The following is a 21,263-nucleotide window of genomic DNA, read 5'->3' as shown; positions in this document are numbered from 1 at the left end:
AAGGAGTTGATATGTTTAGCAAAATACTAAAAATAGCCGTAGCTACTTCAGTACTATGTTTATCTTTAAGTGCAAGTGAGTTAAATCTTAGAGGTGATGGTGTAGAGGTAAAGTTTAATGATAAAACTTACAACATAAAAAGAATACATGATGAAGAGTGTAGAAATATAAATGGGGCAGATCCTATTAATATTTGGTCAGGAAACTATGCTAAAGAAGGCTTATCTTCAAAATGTGTTAAAAAGTTTATTACAACTGTAGGGAAAATCACACCTATAAAAATAACAGATGAAATCCAAACAATAGGTGAAATTGAAGTTATTAACTTTATTAAGAAATCTCAAAATAGAGATGATATGTTACTAATTGATGCAAGACTTCCTGCTTGGTTTTTACAAATGAGTATTCCAACTGCTGAAAATATTCCTTTTCCATACTTTAACAAAGATAAATATCCTGATGACTTCTATGATGTGTTAGATATGATTGGAGTAAAAGAAGTTTCAAAAGGAAAATATGATTTTTCAAAGGCCAAAGAATTAGTTTTATTTTGTAATGGAGCTTGGTGTCCTCAATCAACACTTGCAATTGAGAATCTTATAAAATTAGGTTATCCTCAAGATAAAATATCTTGGTATAGAGGTGGAATGTATTCTTGGAAAATGTTAAACCTAACTACCACTTCAGAATAGTAAATCATTAATTTGATTTACTATTTAAAAATCTCTTTAAAATCATTTACTATAGTAATATCTACTCTCTTTTCTTTTGCCATCTCTTCTAAAATATTAAAAGCTTCATTTTTAGAATAAGCTTTTCTATATGACTTATTACTTCTTAAAGAAGTATAAATATTTGTTAAACTTAAACATCTATCTTTTAAGCTTAAATCTTTTGCCTCTAAATTGAAAGGATAGCCCTTTGAATCTATTTGTTCTTGTACTTTAAATGCATATGAACAAATATCATTAAAGCCTATTATATTTGATAAAATCTTCTTTGTATAATATGGATATGCTTTTACTTTTTCATATTCATTCTTTGTTAAAGTATTTTCTTTATTTAATATATTTTCATCTATGTATAGTTTTCCAATATTACATAAAGAAGCTGCTATCATAAATGTTTGTTTATCTTTGTGTTCAAAATTGTAAAACTGCGCAACTTTAGAAGCATTTTCTATAATATTTAGGTCTTCATTTGTAAGTAATGTAAAAATAGAACTAATCTCTAAAAGTTCTTCAAAATCTAAAACTATAGTTTTATCATGAAGTGTAGAAAAAATAAAAGTAAGCAATTCATTTTCATTTTGTAAATCAAGCCAAAAACTTTGATTTTGAGCAAACTCTTCAAAGCACTCAACTAAATCACTTGAAAATAGTATATTTTCATTTTCTTTTATATAAGCAAGTATTTTTGTTCTGTTTTCTATTAAAGTCTTACTTAAATCAAATTTTGTATCTATATTATTTGCAAAGTAAATAAACTGTGAGAATAAGGGAATATCATACTCCTTTAGATTGAATGGTCCACTTCCATCAAAACTTTCATATTGATATTTTAAAACATCTTCTTGTTCTTTAAAATCAAAGGGAAGTCTCATTGCATATTCATTTGCCAAGTTACAAAACTTCTCTTTATCTTCTTGTTCTTGTGATAAAGCAATATTATGCATTAAAGAGTATGCACAAATATCAAATAAAGCATCTTGCTTATAATTAAATTCTAAGGCAAACTTTAAACTTAAGTAAGCAACTCTTTTAGAGTGATTTTTACTTGTATTGAAGTATCTTGCTTCAACTTCATCAAGTGCATTTGATAATAACAATAAAAAGTTATTTAAATTAAAATTCATTTGTCTTTTTTTATCCATAAATGTTCCTAAAGTTTGTTGATTATATTGTGGTGTTAGAGAAAGTATTGAAGTAAGTTTTTGAAAAGGAGTAATTACTCCCCTTCAAACATTTCTACAGTTGCTTCTGTAGCAGTATCTGTCATATCTAAATCTATATGAGCTGAGCCCTGCACTTTTACTAATTTTGCGTTTAAACCTTTTTCTTTAGCTATTTCATAAAAACTTGTAGTAACTTCTGGTTTTGAGATTTTATCTTCTGTACCATAAATAAATAGAATTTTAGTATCTTTACTAATATTATCTAAAACATCAATCATTGAGATTAAGTCTTTTTCATCACTTTCTTTATGAATATCATATCTTCCACCTGCTAAAGCAATATTTTGAATTAAATCAGGTTTTAAACCAATTAAAGTTGCACCCATCATTGCCCCAGCACTATGACCAATAAAATTTACATTTTGAGCGTTATATTTCTTTTTTAAAGCTTCAATTAAAGAACCTAAAAATTCAACATACTCCTTTTTTGCAGCTAAGTTTTTAACTTCTTTACTAGCTAAAGGCTTTAAATTGTTTGTTGATGAATCTGAATAACCAGGAAGAGCAACTGCAATTGTTGTTAAATCAGTTATCATATTCATTGTTTCGGCAAAAGGACCATATCTTCCTAATGTATTTGTACCTAAATCCCAAGTTCCATGAACAATAACAGTAATAGTCTCACTGTCTTCACTACCATAAGCTTTATATTCTATACATTCATTTCCTGCATATATAAAACTTCCATTTTTTGCTTCACATTGTTCTTTTGTAACAGTAGAACCATAAACAAAAGTACTTAATACTAATAACAAAAAACTTGACGTAAAAATTTTCTTTAACATGTTAACTCCTTTATACAAAATTTAGTAAGCTATAATTCCAATATAGCCATCAACTTGTCTCTCTATAAGCTCTACAATTCCTGCTTGTACGAATGAAGCATCATCAATAAAATCATCTTCTGTCCATTTCATTGTTTCCATTGTATTTTTACAAACAATAAACTCTACATCATATTCTACTAAAGACTTAATTCTTTTAAGAGTCGCTGCATCATAATCTTTTTTTAAAGCTCTTACGCCATTTCCATAAGCAATAACTACTACTTTTAAAGATTCTGCTGGATACTCTTTTAAAATATTATAAATAGTACTAAGGTTATGGTTGACTTTGTCTAAATTTGAATCATAAAGTTGAATTGCGACTTTTCTTGGTTCATCAAATGTTGGATGTGGTTCACTAAACTCTGATTTTCCAAATAAAAACAAAGTAGTTACAAACATCAAAATAAAAATTTTTTTCATATATATCCTTTATATTAACTCTACAGAGTCATCTTTTTTTATAACTCCACTATTTACTATAGTACAATAAATACCTCTACAATCTTTAACAATAAATGGTAGTTTTTTACCAAATACTGATAAATGATTACAAATGGTACAATTTTCAGTTATTTTTATAACTGCTTCACCAATTTTAAACTTTGTTCCAACCTTATAATCATGCGGGTTAAAATCTAATAAAATATTTTCTCCTAAACTACCTACTTCAATAATAATACCTTCTTTTGATGAAATATCATAACTATATTGTCCTACTATCATTACTGTTTTCTCTAAGTTTTTTCCAGCAAATTTGTCTTCTTCTATTCCAAAACCTTCAAATAGTTTTAAACTATCAACCTTTGGTCTAGGAAGTCCACTATCACCTTCTTTAGCACTAAAAGTACCTAATACTTTACCTATAACCATGAAATTATAAATTCTCTTTTAAAATTTGTAAATAATCATTCTTAACCCAAGCTCCTGGATAAGTATTTAATAACTCTCCTCCTGAAGTTAAAACAAAAAATGTAGGCGTCATTCCTTTAAAGTGTTTTTTTAGCCCAAAAGGTAGTTTTACATAATCTACATCAACTTTTAAAAAAATATAATCTTCTGCCATTATATCTTTAACATCTTGTTTACTTAAAACATCTTTTTCCATTTTTTTACAAAAATAGCATGTTTTTGAAGTAGCATAAACAATTATATGTTTTCCTTTATTTTGTGCTTCTTTTAAAATCTCTTTTTCATCATAGTTTGAGCTTAAAACTTTATTTGCTTCTGGCATATTTTTAAGTCTATCTTCTTTATATCCCATAAAATATTCAGCTAAAAGTTCAGCTTCTTCTTCTGTTATTTTAAGTGGTTCTTTCTTCTTATAATACTTTAAGGCTGCTTGATCACAAATACTATTATTTGTATCTGGGTTTGCTAAATAGTTTTTTAAATACTCTTCAATTTCTATTAGCCTCATTTCTTCGTCATTTGGATCACCAATTTTTCTACTACTGTCTATAATAGCCCAAGCAAGCATATTTTCTGTAGGTATCTCTAAATTTAATAATTGGTTATTTCTCTCATAAAAATTTTCTTTTAGTTTTTTAAATGAAATATATCCTTTATGACATTGGGCACATTTTTGTTCAAAAAGTTTTTTACCCTCTTTAAAATCTGCAAATAAACTTGTAGATATAAAACAGGCAAATATAACTATAAAGGCCTTTTTAATCATTTTTTATCCTTCTTTTGATTTATAAAATACTTTTTTAAATACTTTATAAATCAAAAACATAAAGGAGTATTCCTTTATGTTTTATCATTTTGAAACTATTAAACAATTCCAGGATTACCTTTTATACCAACGATATCTGGAGTATCTATTTTTAAATTAGCAATATGCTTAACATTTTGTAAATATGTCTCTACAGTTTCCCATACTGGTTCACCTGGTGATTTAGAACCAACAGTTGACCAACCTGCAACTTTATAAGATTTATTTGCTTCAAGTTTATGACCATTTTTAGTAAGTGTGATATCAGAAATTCTTTCCCCGATTTTAGCAGTTGGATTAATTCTATAAGAAATTCCACCTGTTCTTACCATATCTCCACCTTGTTGATAGAATGGATCTTCATTGAATAAGTTATCTGCAACATCTTCTAAAATAAGCTTAATATCTTTACCTGAAATATCTCTTGCATATGTTTCTGGATAAGTCATGGCTGTTTGAGTCATTAAATCATCAAAAGTAATGTCTTGACCTGGAATTACAGAGGTACCCCATCTAAATCCAGGTGATAAAGAGATATCAGCACCTTTTACATCCATTAAAGCATCACAAATAATTTGGTCCCAAGAACCATTGAAGTTACCTCTTCTAAACAGTGTTTGTTCAGTAGTTGCAATTACTCTATTTAAATCTTTTTTATAAGGAGCTCTTACATCTTCAATATATTTTTTCATTTGTTTATCTTCAGGAATTAAATCAGAGAAGATAGGTAATAAAGTAAACTTAAAATCTTTGATTTTTCCATTTTGTATATCTAAATCAAGAACATTTAAAAATTTACCATTTGAACCAGCATTACAAACATATGTAACACCCTCTTCATTTTTAACAGGATATGCTTCAGGTACACCATCATGAGTATGTCCACCCATAATAAAATCAATACCAGTAACAACTTCTGCCATTTTTTTATCAGTATCATAACCATTGTGAGAAAGAACAATTACAGCATCTGGTTTTTCAGTTTCTCTTACTTCATCAACTAATTCTTGCATTCCTTCATCATTAATAGAGAATGACCAATCAGGAATAAATCTTTGTGGATTTGCAATAGTAGTATAAGGGAAAGCTTGACCTATAACTGCTACTCTTGCATTACCCATTTTCTTAATAGTATATGGTTTAAATGCATGACCTGTATCTTCACTATAAGCTTGTTGTGCAATTTCAGTTTCATTGAATAATGCATCTTCTTTTACTTTAACGTTTTGTGCTAAGAATTCAGCATCTAACAATTTTATATTATCTAAAACTTCTTGTGCTTTATATGTAAATTCCCAGTGTCCAACAGCAACATCAACACCTAATAAGTTCATAGCACCAACCATATCTTTACCCCTAGTATATAGAGCAGTTGCACTACCTTGCCAAGTATCTCCACCATCTAGTAATAAAGTTTTATCTTCGCCAAAACTTTTTCTTAAAAAATCAACTACAGTTTTAATTTGAGCAAAACCACCTGTTCTACCCATTACTTTTGCATGTTTCTCAAAATCAACACAAGTTAATGCGTAAGTTAATCTTTTATTATCTTTAATTCCATAATAATCTAAAAACTTTTCTCCAACAATATGAGGAGGTTTTCCATAATTACTATAAAAACCTAAGTTAACACTTGGTTCTCTAAAATATACAGGAAGTAACTGTGCATGAGAGTCAGTCATATGCATAAATCTTGCATTACCAAATGGCTTTAACTTATAGTAGTCTTCCATTTTATTTGTATTTGTCATTCTTGTATGAGAATTTGCAAAAACAGGAGCAGTACCAAGTACTGCCATCATATAAACAAACTCTCTTCTACTTAATTTACTCATTTATAAATCCTCTTTTAATTTTTGACAACTTTTTAAAACTATTTTCCACTTCCTACTACAGTAAATCCTAGTGAAGTCCAAGCTTGCATTCCACCTCTGTAGTATTTGATTTTTTCAGCTGGATATCCCATGTTTAAAAGTGAGTATTTAGCTTTTTTAACCATTGCTGGTGTTTGTCCACACCAATAACCATTACAATATAAAACAACAGTTTTTGCTTCTGAAAAATCTAATTTTCCATCATTATCAATCACACCCATTTCATCTTCCATCCACTCAATAGCAGTCTCTTTTTCATTGAAGTTTGTAAATGGAACATTAATTGAACCTGGAATTCTTAGTTTTGCACTCCATCCTGGTTTTCTAGAATCAATTATCGCAATAGATTTATCTGTTTGAGCCTTTTTCATATACTCAATAAACTCTAATTCACCTACTGTTTCTACGCCAGGAGCTATAATCATAGGTTGAGGAGCACCTCTATTTGTAGTATTATAAAGCTCAGAAATTGTATTTTCTGCTTTTTGATTTCTCATTAAAGTAAACTTTTCACCATTTAAATTCATTTCAATAGATTTAACACCTTTTGAAATAGGAACAAACTTTGAGTCCCCTTCAGCTATAACTGATGTTGAGCATACTGCGAAAATTGCAGAAGCCGTTAATAGTTTTTTTAAAATTGTCATCTCTTCTCCTAGTCTTTTTTTATTTTAAAGAAAAAAAGCCAAGGTGTTATCCTTGACTTTTTAAATTGTGTCTAATTATTTAATAAATTAGTATTTGAAACCATCTCCTGGAACTGCAAGTCTCCAAGTAGATTTAGCTTCATATGCTTGACTTAATGCTGCAATACCAAATTTACAAGCTCTTGTTGCTGCAAAGTCAATTGGTAATACAGTTTTTGATTCTTTACCTTTAAAAGTTTTAGGATTAACTTCTTTAGCCCCTGATTTAATACCCTCTTCTACTGCGATAATTAAATCAGAATTATTTACACCTAATCTTCTAAATTCTAATTTGTTTGCTTTAGCTGCTTCGTTATAAACTTTTGCAGTTTCTAAAACTTTTTCAATACCATTCTTTTCTACACTACAAAGAGCTTTTTCATCTACTTTATATGCACTTTGAGGAGTTGGTGCATTTCCTGTACAAGCTGTAAAAATTATAGCTGTAGTTGCTGCAATTGATAAATTTAATAATAATTTTCTCATAACCATCTCCTACTTATTTTCTAATATCTGGACCATCAATTTTAAGTCCATTACTCATGTAAGACATAAAGAATAAAAGTTCTCTCAATTCTTTGTCTTCAGCTTTTGGTGGAACTTGACCTTGATCTTTTACACACCCAATCATTCTTCTTTCTAAAGTACCTAATCCATCATTGTTAGCACTTGCTGCACCCCATTTTAATCTATATACAGGGAAGTGTGTAGTTTGTCCTAATAATTGAGATAAAGACTCATTTCTAACTCTTAAAGCTGCACCTTGTACGTGACATTCTGCACAGTTAAGTTTTAAATAACCTTTTTGGCTATAATAATACTCTTTTCCTCTTTCATAAGCAGCTGCAGCGTCAGCACTTTCAATTTTTGTATTTACAACTTTATCTTCATCTTTTGCAGAAGAAACAAAGAATGCTTGTACATGAGCCATTTTACCTTTTTTAGTATTCCATTTTTCCTCACCATTATTTGTTCTACACTCATTAATAGCAACAGTTAATGTCATTACTTCTTTTCTTTCTTCATCAAAGTAAGGGTATTTAGAACCTGCTTCTACTGGATCAGGGAAACATGTAGCAAGCGATTTACCATTTGCAAACTTCTCTTCATATAAAGCTTCACCATTTTCAATAAACTCTCCATATGGAGGGAATTCATTAATCTCTTCATATGACACTTTTCCATTTTTAGAGAAAGCATAGTTTCCTATAGCAAAATCTTCATGCTTAAGTCCACTAATAATATTATTCTTTAATTCATCATCAGTAGAATAAGGGAAGAAAGTAGCTTTATTCTTCTCAGGATTTTCAAACTTTGCTTCAAAGTAATCAATTAAAGCAAGTCTATCTTTCTCAGCTTGTGCATTAAAATTTGCTGCATTTAAAGTACATACAGTAAGAGCAGCCAATGCAGTCGTTTTAGCAATTTTTAATAACATACATATCTCCTTATAAGATCAATCACAAAAAGTGATTGATTATTTAATTTTCGCTTCGTCTGTTCTTGTGTTACCTTTTAAGTCAACCCAAGAGAACACTAATGTATCACCTTCTTTAGCTCCAACTGCATCTGCGTTGAATTTAAATTTCATATAAGGGTTTTTAGATAAAAATTGACTTGACGATACTTCATAAACGATTTTATCATTAACTTTTGCAACAACATATGTAATGAAGTTAGCTTCTTTTTTTGCTCTTTTTGCTTCTTGGTAACTTAGGTTTGCGTGGTTAGCAAGAGCTTTAACAGTTACTACACCTTTTTTTAACTTTGCTTTGATTCTAGTTTTTTTAGCCATTATAAATTCCTTTTATATATCTTTAATTTTTAAAATTTTATTTCTTTATAATTTAGTTGAACTAAATCAACCACCACAACCACCAATAGTTACTTTAACTTCTTTTGCATCAGAATATAATTTTCCATTTTCTTCAACAATTGCAGTTACATTACCAGTTTTAGCCATTTTGATTCTTACAGAATAGTCAATAATTCCACCTTCTGGAACTGTAAATACAGCAACTAATGTTTCTGGGTTAGCATCTTGTAAAATTGCTACTTTAGAACCTGCTAATTTAGATGAAACAGTTACAGGAATAACTGCACCATTTTCAGCAATATCTGGTGCTTTTAATTTTACTTTACCTTTAGTTGTTTTGCTAGTTCCAAAAATTTCTTGAATTGCTGCATCTACTTTATCTGTTGTCCAAGCTTTTGGCTTTTCTTTTCTAAAATCAACAGCGCTTAAAGATGAAGGAACCATTGATACTGCTAATGCACCTAAACCAAAACCTAAAAAATTTCTTCTATTTATCATAATCTATCCTTTTATAATTATTTAATTGTTTTTAAATAAGCTACAACGGCTTTTATTTGCTCATCACTTAGCCAACCTGTTTTACCAAATGGTGGCATTGAAGTATTAGTAATACCTTTTGCTTCATAAATATTGTACACAATATCATAAAGTACTTCTTCTGGATAATATTGTAAACCAGTTAATTTTGGTCCCATACTACCTGGTCCATCAATATCCTTACCATTTGCAGCATGACATGCTAAACAATTACCTAAATTCTTAGTATTAAAAATTTTTTCACCTTTTTTAACTAATTCTGCATCTGCAAAAGAACTAGAAAAAGATAATCCACAAATAGCCGAAGCTACAAGTAATTTTTTGATTAATTTCATTGCTTTCTCCTTTATTTACTAGAGTTAATCATATAATCAACTACTTCTTTAAACTCTTCATCTGAAAGATCCATTGCTCCACCTTTAGGAGGCATTGCATTTATACCATTTATTGCATTAGCATAAACCACATCCATCCCTTTTGCAACAACAGCAGACCAAGCTTCTTTATCACCTAACACTGGAGCACCAATTGCTTCGTTAGCATGACAAGCAGCACAGTATGTTTGATATGTACTTGCAGCTTTAGAATTTGCTGCTGAGTCTGAACCTTGAACCTTCCATGATCTTTCAGTAGATGCTGGAGGATTAAAGTCATTTAGCTCATTCTTAATTTCAAGAACTGGAACTTCACCTTTAATACAATCAGTCATACATCTTTCACCCGTTCCATAATTTTTTGGATTACTTAAGTATGCTTTCATGTTTCTTACACCTTGCTTAGGATCTTCAGGTGTATCAACTTTTGGATAAAAACCATCTTCATTTGGCATTTTAATTTTTAAGAACTTTTCTCTATCAAGAACATATTCATCATCTAACTCTTCACCATCAATTTTAATACCATTTTCCATTAGTAAATAAGCAACTAAAGCATATGTTTCACTATTTGTTAATGATTTTGGATGAGGGAAAGGCATAGCATCTTGAATATACCAAAAAAGTGTACTAGCATAAGGCCAGTATGTTCCAATAACTTTTGTTGGAGGCTCAACTCCTGGTTCTTTATCTGCAGGATTTAATAGCTGGTTTGTTAATGTTTTTGTTGAAGCACTTCCAGCTGATAATCTAGGATAACCTTTACCACCTATACCAAACTCTCCATGACACATAGCACATTGAGAATCATAAAGTTCATAACCTAACTCCACAGAACCTTCAGCTTTTTTAGGATTTCCATCTTCATCTAACACAACTTTTCCATTTTTCATGTCATATTTTGGTAATCCTGTACCATCTGGTCTAACATCTTTATCCCAAGCTGCGATTTCTGTTTCTGTAGCTTCTCTACCAAAGTTAAACTTTTTAATACCTTGTGTATTTACATGATATTGTGTATATTTACCATCTTTTGTTTTATATTTTGCTCCACCATCAACTGCTCTTTCAAAGTCTCCACTTGAAGTACAACCTGAGATTAATAAACCTACTGTTACAACACTTGCAGCTAATAAAGATTTCTTAAGCATTATGTTTTCTAATGTGAACATTATTAACCTCCCCGTTTGCTTTAACTTCCCACGTTACTATTGCATTTCTGTGATAAACAGATTCAACACCAACTGCTGAAGTTTCTTGATCAATGGTTGGTTGTACATTACCTGTATCATCTACAGCTCTACTAGAAAGTAATAAAGGTTTACCTTCCCATTTCATTATATATGAAAATCTAGTCCATGATTTTGGTAATACTAATCCTTTAAGATTAGCCTCTATCCAATTGTCTCCACCATCAAAAGAGATGTCAACATGTTTAATTGTACCGTGTCCTGACCATGCAAGACCTTCGATTTCAATCATGTCACCTTTTTTAAGTTTTGTCCAAGGTTTTTCTGGACAGGGAGATGTAATAACTGAGTTAACTTCATTTGGCCAGAAAAATCTAATTGCTTTACCATTTTTTTGAAGCATAGTATATTTAGAAGTTTCTTCTTTAGCATGCCATGGTTTATCAGAGAACTCTAATCTTTTTAACCATTTAGTGTTTAAGTTTCCTTCCCAACCTGGAACAAGAAGTCTTAAAGGATAACCTTGTTCAGGTCTTAGTGCTTCACCATTTTGAGCCCAAACTAGCATAGCATCATCAAGCGCTTTTTCAACAGGAATTGTTCTTGGATTTCCAGCATTGTCACTACCTTCTGCTAACATCCATACTGCATCATCTTCAAGACCAATATCTTCTAACACAGTTTTAAGCATTACTCCTGTCCATTCAGCAGAACTCATCATACCTTTCATAAATTGAAGGTTATTAAATTGTGGTCCTCTCCATCCAGTTGAACCATTTGCAGGACACTCAATAAAGTGAATTCTGCTTTCACTTGGATATTTCTTTAATTCATCTAAAGTTAAAACAACTTCTTTTTTAACTTTTCCATGAATCATAAGTCTAAACTTTTCAGGATCAACATGAGCTGTACCACCGTGATTTCTAGTAAAGAATAGACCATTTGGAGTTATTATACCTTGTAACTCATGAATAGGACACATTGAAACAGAGGCATACATATCACCTGAAGATAAAAGGTCTGTAGTTCTTCTAATTACATTGTGTTCATAAGGTGAAGGTACTCCATATAAATTTTTAGTAACCATATCACCGAGTTTCGTTCCCCATTCAGCTTCATTTACAATAGCTGGATCATCAGCTTTAAGCTTAACAGGAGACAAAACATTCGCCGCAGCTATTGCACCAGCTGAATAAACTGCAGTTTTTCTAAAAAAATCTCTTCTACTTAATTTCTTTTCAGAAATTTCTTCAAGTGATTTTTCAGAAATTTTACTTGACTTCGTCATCATTCCTCCTTGAAAATTAGCTACACTACACATATATAAAATTGGCTAACCTTATAACTTATATTATTAAAATTTATAATAAAAAGATTATAAATAAGTTAACTTTTTCTTATATGTAACATAACACCCAATTATATAAGTAAATGTTATATAACTATGAAATATTATTGCCATTTTTTTGATGTAAGTCAATTATTTTTTTTAAAACTTGTATATTTTATGTGATTTCGTAACATCTTTTTATAAATTGCTATTCTTTTGCTATAAAAACCCAACAAAATTACTCAATTATTAGTAAAAGTTACTTTTTTATTTAGGATATGATACTATTCTATTTTAAAAAATGGAGATAAATATGAGAAATTTTATTAATTATGATGAGTCTTTAAGCATCTTATCTAATATAGATTTTAAAGGCAAAACTAAGGAAAAACTTTTTTTAACAAATTCTATCGGAAGAACCCTAGCTAGGGACATTATAGCGAATGAGCATTCACCAAAATACAAAACTTCTGGTATGGATGGATATGCAATCATTGCTGCTGATCAAAACTTGAAAAAACTAAAAATTATAGATAAAAACCCTGCAGGTGAAGTAGTAGAATCTTCTGTGACATCTGGAGTATGTATTAAGACATTTACAGGTTCACTTATGCCTCAAGGAAGTGATACATTAATACCAATTGAAAACGTGACAGTTGAAGGTGATGAAATTATTATTAATAAAGAAGTGCCTTTTAAATTTGCAGTTAGAGATATTGGTGAGAATTATAAAAAAGATGAAGTACTTATTAAAAAAGGAACTAAAATTGGTTTTGCAGAAGTTGGAGTGTTAGCATCATTAAATATATCTCAAATTGAAGTTTATGCTAAACCAATAGTTGCAATTGCAAGCACAGGAAGTGAAATCCTTGACTTAGGTGAAGAACAAACTAATAATTCACAAATTAGAAGTTCAAATCATCTTACAATAGAAGCACTAGCTAAAACAGCTGGAGCACAAGCTATTCAAATGGGTATTGTAAAAGATGATATTGATTCTATTACAGAAGTATTAGCAGCAGCTTTAGAAAAATCTGATATTGTAGTTACTACTGGTGGAGTATCTGTTGGAGACTATGATTTTGTTCAAGATGTAGTAAAAGAGAAACTAGGTGCAGAAGTTTTATTCCATGGAGTTAAAATCAAACCTGGAATGCATATGCTTGTAGCAAAAAAAGATAATAAACTAATTATCTCTCTTCCAGGATTTGCTTACTCTTCTACAGTGTGTGCTATTTTATATCTTTTACCTATGATATATAAATTTGAGAACTCACAAAAAGAACTTCCTATTGTAAAAGCAGAAATAACTCAAGACTTTCCACATAAAATGCCAAAAACTATATTTACTGCTTGTAATGTATTTTATGAAGATGGAAAGTATAAAATTGACTTCTCTGGGAAAAAACAAGGTACAAGTGCTATATTAACAAATATGTTAGAATCACCTGCTCTTTTAATCCAAAAAGAAGATGGTAAGGATTTAAAACAAGGTGACACTGTAGATATATTATTATTAAATGAGTTAAATTAAATGTTAGGCGCACAGCGAGTTTATATCTTATTAGCACTGTGTGTGCTTTTTTGGTCGGGTAACTTTATTGTAGGAAGATATGTAAATGAATCAATAGAAGCTATTGAATTATCTTTTTTTAGATGGTTATTTACTTTAATCTTTCTATTACCTTCTTTATTTTTTATAAATATACAAAGAATAAAATTAGCAATAAAAGAGAATTTCAAAATACTTATAGTTCTTTCTTTTTTAGGTATTACTTTATTTAATACTATTGTTTATCTTGCATTAAATACTACAACAGCTACAAATGCACTTTTAATAAACTCTATTACACCTATTATAATACTTATCTTGTCTTATTTTATTTTAAAAGCAAAGATTACCAAACTTCAAACAACTGGAATTATTCTTTCTACAGTTGGTGTTGTATTTTTAGTACTTAAAGGAGATTTTACAAATCTTTTATCAATAGTTATTCAAGAAGGGGATTTACTGATTTTGATTAGTTCCTTAACTTGGGCTACTTATTCTGTACTTTTAAAATTTAGACCAAAAGAGTTAACCCACTTAGAACTTTTTGTAACTTTAGTATTTTTAGGTTTTATTCTTATTCTTCCTTTTTATTTTTATCAAGGATATAGTATAGAAAGAGAAATTATATTATTAGAAGATCAATGGCATATTTTTATATATGTATCTTTATTTCCATCAGTATTATCTTTTTATTTTTGGAATACAGGTGTTGAAGTTATTGGAGCATCAAAAGCAGGACAATTTGCACATCTTATGCCAATATTTGGTTCAATTTTAGCTTTTATTTTTTTAGGAGAAAAGCTTCATACTTATCATATAGCAGGTGCAGTTATGATTGCACTAGGTATTTATCTAAGTCTATTTTTAAAGACAAATAGGATTACGCCAGTAAATGAATAAAAACTTATTTTATATATTAATACTTTTATCCATGATATTTTGGGGTGCATCATGGATAAACACTAAAGTTTTAACACTTTATGTAAACCAATATGAAATTGTATTTTTAAGGGTACTTTTTTCTGGAATATTTATGCTTCCCCTACTTCTATTTTTGAAGGTAAATTTTAAAATTGATTTTAAAACTATAATCTTAGTACTTTTAGCTTCTGCTGTAATGATTTTTTATTCTATCTCTTTATTTTTTGGAGTAAGTTATGGAACAGCAGGATTAGGTGGAGCCCTTGTCACAACCCTTATACCTATAAATACTTTTGTTATATTAGCAATACTTCATAGAAAAAGTATATCTTTAAAACACTCATTTGCACTTATTCTTGGAGCTTTTGGTGTTTTAACTATGCTTGATATCTGGTATTTTGATTTAGGGCAAGTTTTTTCAAAACATAATATATATTTTTTAATAGCTTCTGTTCTTTGGCCTATACTTACAATAATAACAGCAAGAGCTTCTAATACAACGCCACTAATATTTAACTTCTACATATATGTTTGTTGTAGTTTTATTAGTGCTTTTGTCATTGACTTTAATCATTTAGTTAGAGTTTTAGATTATGATTATATTTTTTGGGTAAATATTTTATGTCTTACAGCTTTAAGTAGTGCCTTTGCTACAACTACATATTTTATTGGTTCTGAAAAACTAGGAGTAAATAAAGTAAGTTCATTTGTATTTTTAGTTCCAAGTTCAGCTTTAGTTTTAAGTGCTATTTTCTTAGATGAAAAAATAGACTTTAATACTTTACTTGGAACTGTTTGTGCAGTAATTGCTATTTATATATTAAATGATATAAAGCTAAAAAAAATTAAGTTATTCACCCAATAATTTTTGGGTGTCTATCTTCTTTTTAGCTTTTACTCCAAGTTCTATAAACTCTTCACTTCGTCTTAGAAGATTTCCTTTACCTAAACTTAGTTTTTTCATAGCCTCATCATATGACTTTTGAGTTCGTCCTAAATGAGTACCGATATTTTCAATATCTGTTACAAAACTTGCAAACTTATCATAAAGGTCTGCTGCTTTTTTAGAGATAAGAAGAGCATTTTCATTTTGGTGCTCATATCTCCAAATATTTTCTATAGTTCTAAGTGTAGCAAATAAAGTTGAAGGAGACACAAGCATGATATTGTTTTCAAATGCAGTTTTAAATAGATTGTTATCCTTTGAAGCTGCAAGCATAAATGCTCCTTCAATAGGAATAAATAAAATAACAAAATCTAAAGTTTTAACATCTTCTATATTTTCATAGCTTTTTGAACCAAGTCCTTTGATATGCGCATAAAATGACTTGATAAGACCTTTTACTGCTTCTTCTCTTTGTGCATCAGTTTGAGCTTCTGTATAGTTTACATATGAAGTTAATGATACTTTTGAATCTATTACAACATCTTTATTTTGAGGAAGATGAACAATAACATCTGGTCTTAGTCTTTTCCCATTTTCATCAGTATAAGAGCCTTGAGTTGAGTACTCAATACCTTCTCTAAGACCTGTTTGTTCTAATATCTTAGAAAGAATAAGCTCTCCCCAATCACCTTGAGTTTTATTCTCACCCTTAAGGGCTTTTGTAAGATTTAATGCATCTTGTGAAATTTGATTATTTAATTCTTTTAAATTCTTAATCTCTGAAAGAAGATTTACTCTTTGTTTTGTCTCTTCATGGTAAATATCATTTACTCTTTTTCCAAAACTATTTAATTGATCTTTAAAAGGAGTAAGAAGTTGGTTTAAGTTGTTTGAAGATTTTTTATTGTTTTCTTCAAAAAGCTTATTTGCTAAGTTTTCAAACTCTACTTTTAATCTATCTTTTGAAGTTTCTAAAAGCTCAATCTTCTCTTTTAGGTTTTCTTCTTTTATCTTAAATTCGTTTTCGTATTGTTCTTTTTTGTCTTCTATTAAAGCTTCTAAAGACTCAATTTTTGTCTCATAAGATTTTCTTTCAAGAGTTATTTTTTCTTGAAAGTTTTTTTCTTGATTTATAAATGATTCTTCTAGGTTTTTGTTATTGTCTTTTAAACTTACAATAACATTTTCATAAGAACCTTTTACAAACTCTAACTCTCTTGTAGCAAGGTTTATTTTCTGTTTTGAAATAAACCAAACTACTAAAGAAGCTATTAACAAACCAGCTACAAAGGTCGAACTTGCTATTAAAATTAGATTTTCCATATTACTTATTAAATATGCTATCTTTTAAAGCTTCTTCACTATTTTCATGAACATCATAACCTAACTCTTTAAATCTCTCTACCAATGGTGGATGAGAATAATAGAAGAAGATATATAAAGGGTGTGAAAGTGGGAATGATTTATTTTCATTTGCCAATTTTAATAAAGCATTAACTAAATCATTTTTAGATGATAAGTTTGAACCAAACTCATCTGCTGCATACTCATTGTGTCTGCTAATTAAAGAGATTAAAGGCATTAAGAAAAATGATAAAATAGGAGAAAAAATTAAAAATAAAGCAATAATTGCATATGGCTCATTGTTAAGTGACAATCCTAAGAAAATATCATCACTTAAATTTCCAAAAATAGCAAAAAATACAAACATTACAACACCCATGATACCAATGTTTTTTAAAATATCACCATTTTTAAAGTGTCCTAATTCGTGTCCTAAAACAGCCAATAGTTCATTGTGACTTAACTTTTCAACTAAAGTATCAAAAAGTACAACTCTTTTTGTACTTCCTAATCCACCAAAATAAGCATTTAATCTATTGTCTCTTTTACTAGCATCTACAGAAAATACACCAGAACTTTTGAAACCTACTTGGTCTAAAAGATTTTCAATCTTTGCTTCTAACTCTTTATCTTTTAAAGATTCAAACTTATCAAACATCTTATCTCTAATAACAGGATAAAGCATATTTATAAGAATAATAACTGCAAAAATAAATGCAAATCCCCAAATCCACCAAGTACCGAAGCTATTTATAATCCAAGAAATAGCTGCAATAACTGCTGAACCAAATACTAAAAATAAAATTCCAGTTTTGATAGTATCTTTTATAAATAGCGCTGGTGTCATATTTGAGAAACCATACTTTTTATCTAGTTTAAAAGTTGAATATAAATCAAAAGGTAAACCTAAAGCCCAATTGATAATAATAAATAAATCAACAAAAATAATAGCTTTTAACCAATATGAATCTGTAGTAATAAGTGAATCTAAAGTAGAAAGACCAAAGCCAATCCAAAAAATAAATAAAATAAAACTATAAAAAGAAGAAACAATAGCTACCTTCTCTTTTTCTATTGAATAGTTTGCAGCCTCAACATACTTTGCATTGTCTAAAATAATTGGTTCTAATGATTTGGCTTTCTTTACATACCCTATTTGCATAAATGAAGTATAGATTGTAAAGAAAAAGTATAGACAATAACCTATAACAAAAATCTCTAACACTAAAATATCCTTTATAAGTAAAATTTATTTTTAAAAGATTTATTTTATCCTTTTTGTGCTTGAGATTTATTAAGGAATATTTTTTAAACTATTTAAATAATGAGAAAAGCTCTAAAGTCTCTTTTGGTATTTTTGCTGGCTTATAGTTTTTGAGATATGCAAGCTTTACTTTTGCTGTAAATAAAAGCTCTTCTTTTCTAAATATCTCATGGAAGATTTCTAAAGAAGCACTCTTTTGAGAAACTACCTTTGATGTTACTTCTAACTCATCTGCAAAAGTTGCTGACTTGATATAGTCTGCTTCTACTTTTTTAACTACAAAAAACTCATCGCCATTGTGCGGAGATAAACCTCTTTCAAAAAAGATATTACTTCTTGCTCTTTCGCAAAACTTTAGGTAGTTTGCGTAGTAAACTACACCACCGATATCCGTGTCTTCATAATAGACTCTTATTTTCATATAATTTATTCCTATATTTTAGTTAATTGTATTTTACAGAGACTTATGTAAAGTTGTGATTAAAATATAAATATGTTAGAATCCAGTTTTAGATAAAGATTTTCAAGGAGACATGTGTCTATTTTTGCTTTACAGTCCTTAGCTGGCGGATTTCTAGATGAGGATTTAGAACATTTTAACAAACATTTTGATGACTGGTGTATTCAATTTGAAACATACGAAGAAGCCAAAGATATAGCTGAAACTTTAGAAAATGATGAAGCTATAGATATAGTTGAAATCACACCACTTACTTATCCAAAATATTTTTTTAATAATTTGCAAGGAATTATTCACGCAACACGACAAATAGAAGATAACATTATTTGCGTAGTTGAGCCTACTATGGGTGCTAGTTTTAGAATCGCAATCTGTAACTTAAAAACAAAAAACGTAAAACTAACAAAAACTCGATATAAAAATATTCCAAGTATAGAAGCTGCTTTTAGTAACTTTAACGATTAGGATCAAACTCTTCTAAAAGTTTTGGCATAACTTGCCCTATTTCATGAAATTTATAGTCAAGACTTTTTACAACTATATTGTATAAATCATGGTTTTTATATTTTTCATGCCACTTTGTTTCTTTATCTTCATACAAATTAAAATATTCAAACCTTAACTTATAAGCTTCTTTTTGTAATTTTTCTTTCATAATTCTTTCTAATTTTCTTTATTATTTGTTTTCAACTTTAAATTTACAATTTAATAAAATAACAAATTTATAATTTATTTAATTAAAGATAAAATATATCTTATTTTAGATATAATCACGGACTAAATAAAGGAAAACGGTATTGGATAGTACTAAAAAAATCACTAAACTTACCTTAGAATCATTAAAAGACAAAGATTTAGAATCTACTCCTATTAACTATGAAAAGGAGTTTCTAGAGCAAGCTAAGACTATAGATAAAGAGTTATATGAAGAGCTATTGCAAAAAAATATTCTTTCAGAGTTAAACTATTTTATTGAATGCTTACCAGAAATAATATCGCCATCAATTAATTTTAACAATGATGAGAAAATAAACTCATTTTTAGAAAAAGTTAATAAAAATCCTAAAAAGCTTTTAAACAAAACCTCTATTGAAGAGTTAAAAGAGATTACAAAAGAAAGAGTTAAAGCAGATAGAGAAGTTTTAAAAAATAAAACAGATGATATTATCAAGCTTAGTAACCTTATGGAAAAGTATTTTGATAAAACTATTTTAGAAAGTACAAACTCTAGTGAAAAATTTGATGTAATAAAAAACGAATTAAAAGATTTAAATATTTCAAATGCTTCATATAGAGAATTAGGACAACTTCAATCAAAACTTATAAATACAATTTACAGTATTGAACACTCTATGCAAAACAATAGAGTTGAACTAAATGAAAGCAAAGAACAGTTTGATTCATTAAATAAAAAGATTGAAGAGTTGCAAAAAGAGTTAGCAGTTGTAAAACAAGAAAAATCAACTGACTTTTTAACTTCTGTTCTAAATAGAAGAGCTTATGAAGAAGAAGTTGAAAAAATAGAAAAAAAACATGAGGCCTTTGAATCAAACTATGCAATTGTATTTTATGATATTGATCACTTCAAACAAATCAATGATACTTATGGACACACTTGTGGAGATACAGTATTAAAAACTTTTGGAAAAATATTAAAAAGCCTTACAAGAAAAGAAGATGTAATAGCAAGATATGGTGGTGAAGAGTTCTTAGCTTTAATTAACTATGAAGAAGAAAAAGAATTATATAAATACATAAAAAGAGTAAAAAACTTAATCACTACTACAAAATTTAAATACAAAGATATAAGAATTCATGTTGAATTTAGTGCGGGTGTTAGTTTTAGAGCAAACTACACAAACTATATAGATGCTAAGAAAAAATCAGATGATTTACTTTATCAAGCAAAAAAAGAAGGAAGAAACAAAGTTATCTTTGATAATGGTGTAATTCTTTAAGAAGGTATTAACACCTTTTCTTCTTTTTTCTCTTTTTTATCTACATTTTCAATTTTCTTTTTATTTTTTGAGTCATAAAGAAAAGTATGCCATAAAGCAAAGCCACAAAAAGCAGATCCAGCTATAATATGAGCTTTTTTAGCAGTTTTATTTTTCATAAATAAAGAAGTTGCAACAGTAACACCTAAGGTTGCAGTCATTCCTATTTTTGCAGCTTCTCTTTGAACTTCTTTATCAAATTTCATTTTTAATTTTCCTTGCTCTACGTTTAGTTAATTTTTTTGAAGTTTTATCCAAAGTTTTAACAGTAATTGCAGCTGTTAAGATTGTTGCTAATGGTAATAATAGAGGCAATATATACTCCTTGATAATAATTATCAATAATTTTATCCACTCTAAGTTTAAATAAAACTGATAATTGTTATCAAGTTAAAACCATTAACAATATATTTATTTATAATAATGCTTTGTTTTTACTTAATATATAATTATTCTATTCTTATCACTTATCATGAACTATACAAATTTAAGAACCTTTAAAGGGAACTAATATTACTATTCGTTTCAAACTATTGA

General features: G+C 28.8%; 25 protein-coding genes. 6 read left to right on the top strand and 19 right to left on the bottom strand.

Going from position 1 to position 21,263, the window contains the following annotated elements:
* Positions 1-11: 11 nt before the first annotated feature.
* On the top strand, positions 12-692 hold the full coding sequence (locus tag CRV01_RS11625; protein ID WP_129008381.1) for a rhodanese-like domain-containing protein: 681 nt from the start codon (positions 12-14) through the stop codon (positions 690-692).
* A 20-nt stretch (positions 693-712) separates the two neighbouring features.
* On the opposite strand, the gene CRV01_RS11620 is transcribed toward CRV01_RS11625, so the two are convergent.
* From CRV01_RS11620 to soxC, 14 genes are all read right to left on the bottom strand, one after another.
* Positions 713-1,873 (bottom strand): HD-GYP domain-containing protein, encoded by a 1,161-nt coding sequence (locus CRV01_RS11620; protein WP_129008380.1) that lies wholly within the window; start codon positions 1,871-1,873, stop codon positions 713-715.
* Between the two features lie 74 nt (positions 1,874-1,947).
* A complete protein-coding gene (locus CRV01_RS11615) occupies positions 1,948-2,739 on the bottom strand; it encodes an alpha/beta hydrolase (protein WP_129008379.1) in 792 nt (263 codons plus the stop codon).
* A gap of 21 nt (positions 2,740-2,760) precedes the next feature.
* The gene (locus tag CRV01_RS11610; RefSeq protein ID WP_129008378.1) at positions 2,761-3,201 is read right to left on the bottom strand and encodes a DsrE family protein; all 441 of its coding nucleotides are present in this window, start codon (positions 3,199-3,201) and stop codon (positions 2,761-2,763) included.
* 9 nt (positions 3,202-3,210) lie between these two features.
* Complete coding sequence (locus CRV01_RS11605) at positions 3,211-3,651, bottom strand: MOSC domain-containing protein (RefSeq protein ID WP_129008377.1); 441 nt, start codon at positions 3,649-3,651, stop codon at positions 3,211-3,213.
* A gap of 4 nt (positions 3,652-3,655) precedes the next feature.
* Positions 3,656-4,456, bottom strand: coding sequence for a thioredoxin family protein (locus CRV01_RS11600; RefSeq protein WP_129008376.1), 801 nt, complete (start codon positions 4,454-4,456; stop codon positions 3,656-3,658).
* Positions 4,457-4,554: 98 nt separating this feature from the next.
* On the bottom strand, positions 4,555-6,330 hold the full coding sequence (gene soxB, locus CRV01_RS11595) for a thiosulfohydrolase SoxB (RefSeq protein ID WP_129008375.1): 1,776 nt from the start codon (positions 6,328-6,330) through the stop codon (positions 4,555-4,557).
* A gap of 38 nt (positions 6,331-6,368) precedes the next feature.
* Positions 6,369-7,016, bottom strand: coding sequence for a rhodanese-like domain-containing protein (locus CRV01_RS11590; RefSeq protein ID WP_129008374.1), 648 nt, complete (start codon positions 7,014-7,016; stop codon positions 6,369-6,371).
* An 87-nt stretch (positions 7,017-7,103) separates the two neighbouring features.
* Entirely contained in the window at positions 7,104-7,541 is a 438-nt protein-coding gene (locus tag CRV01_RS11585; RefSeq protein ID WP_129008373.1) for a hypothetical protein, read from the bottom strand.
* Between the two features lie 13 nt (positions 7,542-7,554).
* Positions 7,555-8,493 (bottom strand): sulfur oxidation c-type cytochrome SoxA, encoded by a 939-nt coding sequence (gene soxA, locus CRV01_RS11580; protein WP_129008372.1) that lies wholly within the window; start codon positions 8,491-8,493, stop codon positions 7,555-7,557.
* 39 nt (positions 8,494-8,532) lie between these two features.
* Entirely contained in the window at positions 8,533-8,850 is a 318-nt protein-coding gene (gene soxZ / locus CRV01_RS11575; protein WP_129008371.1) for a thiosulfate oxidation carrier complex protein SoxZ, read from the bottom strand.
* 66 nt (positions 8,851-8,916) lie between these two features.
* Complete coding sequence (soxY, locus tag CRV01_RS11570; protein ID WP_129008370.1) at positions 8,917-9,369, bottom strand: thiosulfate oxidation carrier protein SoxY; 453 nt, start codon at positions 9,367-9,369, stop codon at positions 8,917-8,919.
* Positions 9,370-9,386: 17 nt separating this feature from the next.
* The gene (gene soxX, locus CRV01_RS11565; protein WP_129008369.1) at positions 9,387-9,743 is read right to left on the bottom strand and encodes a sulfur oxidation c-type cytochrome SoxX; all 357 of its coding nucleotides are present in this window, start codon (positions 9,741-9,743) and stop codon (positions 9,387-9,389) included.
* Between the two features lie 11 nt (positions 9,744-9,754).
* A complete protein-coding gene (locus CRV01_RS11560; RefSeq protein ID WP_129008367.1) occupies positions 9,755-10,954 on the bottom strand; it encodes a c-type cytochrome in 1,200 nt (399 codons plus the stop codon).
* Positions 10,926-12,260: a sulfite dehydrogenase gene (gene soxC / locus CRV01_RS11555; RefSeq protein ID WP_129008366.1), complete on the bottom strand. Its 1,335-nt coding sequence runs from the start codon at positions 12,258-12,260 to the stop codon at positions 10,926-10,928. Before soxC ends, CRV01_RS11560 begins: the two co-directional genes overlap by 29 nt.
* A 355-nt stretch (positions 12,261-12,615) precedes the next feature.
* Between soxC and CRV01_RS11550 the strand changes: the two genes are divergently transcribed.
* The 3 genes from CRV01_RS11550 to CRV01_RS11540 are packed head-to-tail and all read left to right on the top strand — an operon-like array spanning position 12,616 to position 15,640.
* Complete coding sequence (locus CRV01_RS11550) at positions 12,616-13,836, top strand: molybdopterin molybdotransferase MoeA (RefSeq protein WP_129008365.1); 1,221 nt, start codon at positions 12,616-12,618, stop codon at positions 13,834-13,836.
* On the top strand, positions 13,837-14,754 hold the full coding sequence (locus CRV01_RS11545) for a DMT family transporter (protein WP_129008364.1): 918 nt from the start codon (positions 13,837-13,839) through the stop codon (positions 14,752-14,754).
* On the top strand, positions 14,747-15,640 hold the full coding sequence (locus CRV01_RS11540) for a DMT family transporter (protein WP_129008363.1): 894 nt from the start codon (positions 14,747-14,749) through the stop codon (positions 15,638-15,640). Before CRV01_RS11545 ends, CRV01_RS11540 begins: the two co-directional genes overlap by 8 nt.
* Here the strand turns inward: CRV01_RS11540 and rmuC are convergent.
* The 3 genes from rmuC to CRV01_RS11525 all read right to left on the bottom strand — a co-directional run bounded on the left by rmuC (position 15,626) and on the right by CRV01_RS11525 (position 18,690).
* Positions 15,626-16,984, bottom strand: coding sequence for a DNA recombination protein RmuC (rmuC, locus tag CRV01_RS11535; RefSeq protein WP_129008362.1), 1,359 nt, complete (start codon positions 16,982-16,984; stop codon positions 15,626-15,628). The genes CRV01_RS11540 and rmuC overlap by 15 nt on opposite strands.
* 1 nt (position 16,985) lies before the next feature.
* Positions 16,986-18,230, bottom strand: a complete 1,245-nt coding sequence (locus tag CRV01_RS11530; RefSeq protein ID WP_129008361.1) for a M48 family metallopeptidase — start codon at positions 18,228-18,230, stop codon at positions 16,986-16,988.
* A gap of 88 nt (positions 18,231-18,318) precedes the next feature.
* The gene (locus CRV01_RS11525) at positions 18,319-18,690 is read right to left on the bottom strand and encodes a YbgC/FadM family acyl-CoA thioesterase (RefSeq protein WP_129008360.1); all 372 of its coding nucleotides are present in this window, start codon (positions 18,688-18,690) and stop codon (positions 18,319-18,321) included.
* A 114-nt stretch (positions 18,691-18,804) separates the two neighbouring features.
* On the opposite strand from CRV01_RS11525, the gene CRV01_RS11520 reads away from it, so the two are divergent.
* Entirely contained in the window at positions 18,805-19,194 is a 390-nt protein-coding gene (locus tag CRV01_RS11520) for a hypothetical protein (RefSeq protein ID WP_129008358.1), read from the top strand.
* Here the strand turns inward: CRV01_RS11520 and CRV01_RS11515 are convergent.
* Entirely contained in the window at positions 19,184-19,384 is a 201-nt protein-coding gene (locus tag CRV01_RS11515; protein ID WP_129008357.1) for a hypothetical protein, read from the bottom strand. The two genes, CRV01_RS11520 and CRV01_RS11515, sit on opposite strands and share 11 nt — an antisense overlap.
* 142 nt (positions 19,385-19,526) lie before the next feature.
* Here CRV01_RS11515 and CRV01_RS11510 point away from each other — a divergent pair, with 142 nt between their 5' ends.
* Complete coding sequence (locus CRV01_RS11510; protein ID WP_129008356.1) at positions 19,527-20,687, top strand: GGDEF domain-containing protein; 1,161 nt, start codon at positions 19,527-19,529, stop codon at positions 20,685-20,687.
* Here the strand turns inward: CRV01_RS11510 and CRV01_RS11505 are convergent.
* Positions 20,684-20,932: a hypothetical protein gene (locus CRV01_RS11505; RefSeq protein WP_129008354.1), complete on the bottom strand. Its 249-nt coding sequence runs from the start codon at positions 20,930-20,932 to the stop codon at positions 20,684-20,686. The two genes, CRV01_RS11510 and CRV01_RS11505, sit on opposite strands and share 4 nt — an antisense overlap.
* Positions 20,933-21,263: the final 331 nt, after the last annotated feature.

The sequence above is a fragment of the Arcobacter sp. CECT 8983 genome, assembly GCF_004118855.1.
Classification (GTDB): Bacteria; Campylobacterota; Campylobacteria; order Campylobacterales; family Arcobacteraceae; genus Halarcobacter.
This window is presented reverse-complemented; position numbering and strand designations above follow the sequence as displayed.

What these genes read in the sequence shown, in the direction of transcription:
- CRV01_RS11625 (WP_129008381.1), top strand. Translation starts at nt 12, where the DNA reads ATGTTTAGCAAAATACTAAAAATAGCCGTAGCTACTTCAGTACTATGT.
- CRV01_RS11620 (WP_129008380.1), bottom strand. Translation starts at nt 1,873, where the DNA reads ATGGATAAAAAAAGACAAATGAATTTTAATTTAAATAACTTTTTATTG.
- CRV01_RS11615 (WP_129008379.1), bottom strand. Translation starts at nt 2,739, where the DNA reads ATGTTAAAGAAAATTTTTACGTCAAGTTTTTTGTTATTAGTATTAAGT.
- CRV01_RS11610 (WP_129008378.1), bottom strand. Translation starts at nt 3,201, where the DNA reads ATGAAAAAAATTTTTATTTTGATGTTTGTAACTACTTTGTTTTTATTT.
- CRV01_RS11605 (WP_129008377.1), bottom strand. Translation starts at nt 3,651, where the DNA reads ATGGTTATAGGTAAAGTATTAGGTACTTTTAGTGCTAAAGAAGGTGAT.
- CRV01_RS11600 (WP_129008376.1), bottom strand. Translation starts at nt 4,456, where the DNA reads ATGATTAAAAAGGCCTTTATAGTTATATTTGCCTGTTTTATATCTACA.
- soxB (WP_129008375.1), bottom strand. Translation starts at nt 6,330, where the DNA reads ATGAGTAAATTAAGTAGAAGAGAGTTTGTTTATATGATGGCAGTACTT.
- CRV01_RS11590 (WP_129008374.1), bottom strand. Translation starts at nt 7,016, where the DNA reads ATGACAATTTTAAAAAAACTATTAACGGCTTCTGCAATTTTCGCAGTA.
- CRV01_RS11585 (WP_129008373.1), bottom strand. Translation starts at nt 7,541, where the DNA reads ATGAGAAAATTATTATTAAATTTATCAATTGCAGCAACTACAGCTATA.
- soxA (WP_129008372.1), bottom strand. Translation starts at nt 8,493, where the DNA reads ATGTTATTAAAAATTGCTAAAACGACTGCATTGGCTGCTCTTACTGTA.
- soxZ (WP_129008371.1), bottom strand. Translation starts at nt 8,850, where the DNA reads ATGGCTAAAAAAACTAGAATCAAAGCAAAGTTAAAAAAAGGTGTAGTA.
- soxY (WP_129008370.1), bottom strand. Translation starts at nt 9,369, where the DNA reads ATGATAAATAGAAGAAATTTTTTAGGTTTTGGTTTAGGTGCATTAGCA.
- soxX (WP_129008369.1), bottom strand. Translation starts at nt 9,743, where the DNA reads ATGAAATTAATCAAAAAATTACTTGTAGCTTCGGCTATTTGTGGATTA.
- CRV01_RS11560 (WP_129008367.1), bottom strand. Translation starts at nt 10,954, where the DNA reads ATGTTCACATTAGAAAACATAATGCTTAAGAAATCTTTATTAGCTGCA.
- soxC (WP_129008366.1), bottom strand. Translation starts at nt 12,260, where the DNA reads ATGACGAAGTCAAGTAAAATTTCTGAAAAATCACTTGAAGAAATTTCT.
- CRV01_RS11550 (WP_129008365.1), top strand. Translation starts at nt 12,616, where the DNA reads ATGAGAAATTTTATTAATTATGATGAGTCTTTAAGCATCTTATCTAAT.
- CRV01_RS11545 (WP_129008364.1), top strand. Translation starts at nt 13,837, where the DNA reads ATGTTAGGCGCACAGCGAGTTTATATCTTATTAGCACTGTGTGTGCTT.
- CRV01_RS11540 (WP_129008363.1), top strand. Translation starts at nt 14,747, where the DNA reads ATGAATAAAAACTTATTTTATATATTAATACTTTTATCCATGATATTT.
- rmuC (WP_129008362.1), bottom strand. Translation starts at nt 16,984, where the DNA reads ATGGAAAATCTAATTTTAATAGCAAGTTCGACCTTTGTAGCTGGTTTG.
- CRV01_RS11525 (WP_129008360.1), bottom strand. Translation starts at nt 18,690, where the DNA reads ATGAAAATAAGAGTCTATTATGAAGACACGGATATCGGTGGTGTAGTT.
- CRV01_RS11515 (WP_129008357.1), bottom strand. Translation starts at nt 19,384, where the DNA reads ATGAAAGAAAAATTACAAAAAGAAGCTTATAAGTTAAGGTTTGAATAT.
- CRV01_RS11505 (WP_129008354.1), bottom strand. Translation starts at nt 20,932, where the DNA reads ATGAAATTTGATAAAGAAGTTCAAAGAGAAGCTGCAAAAATAGGAATG.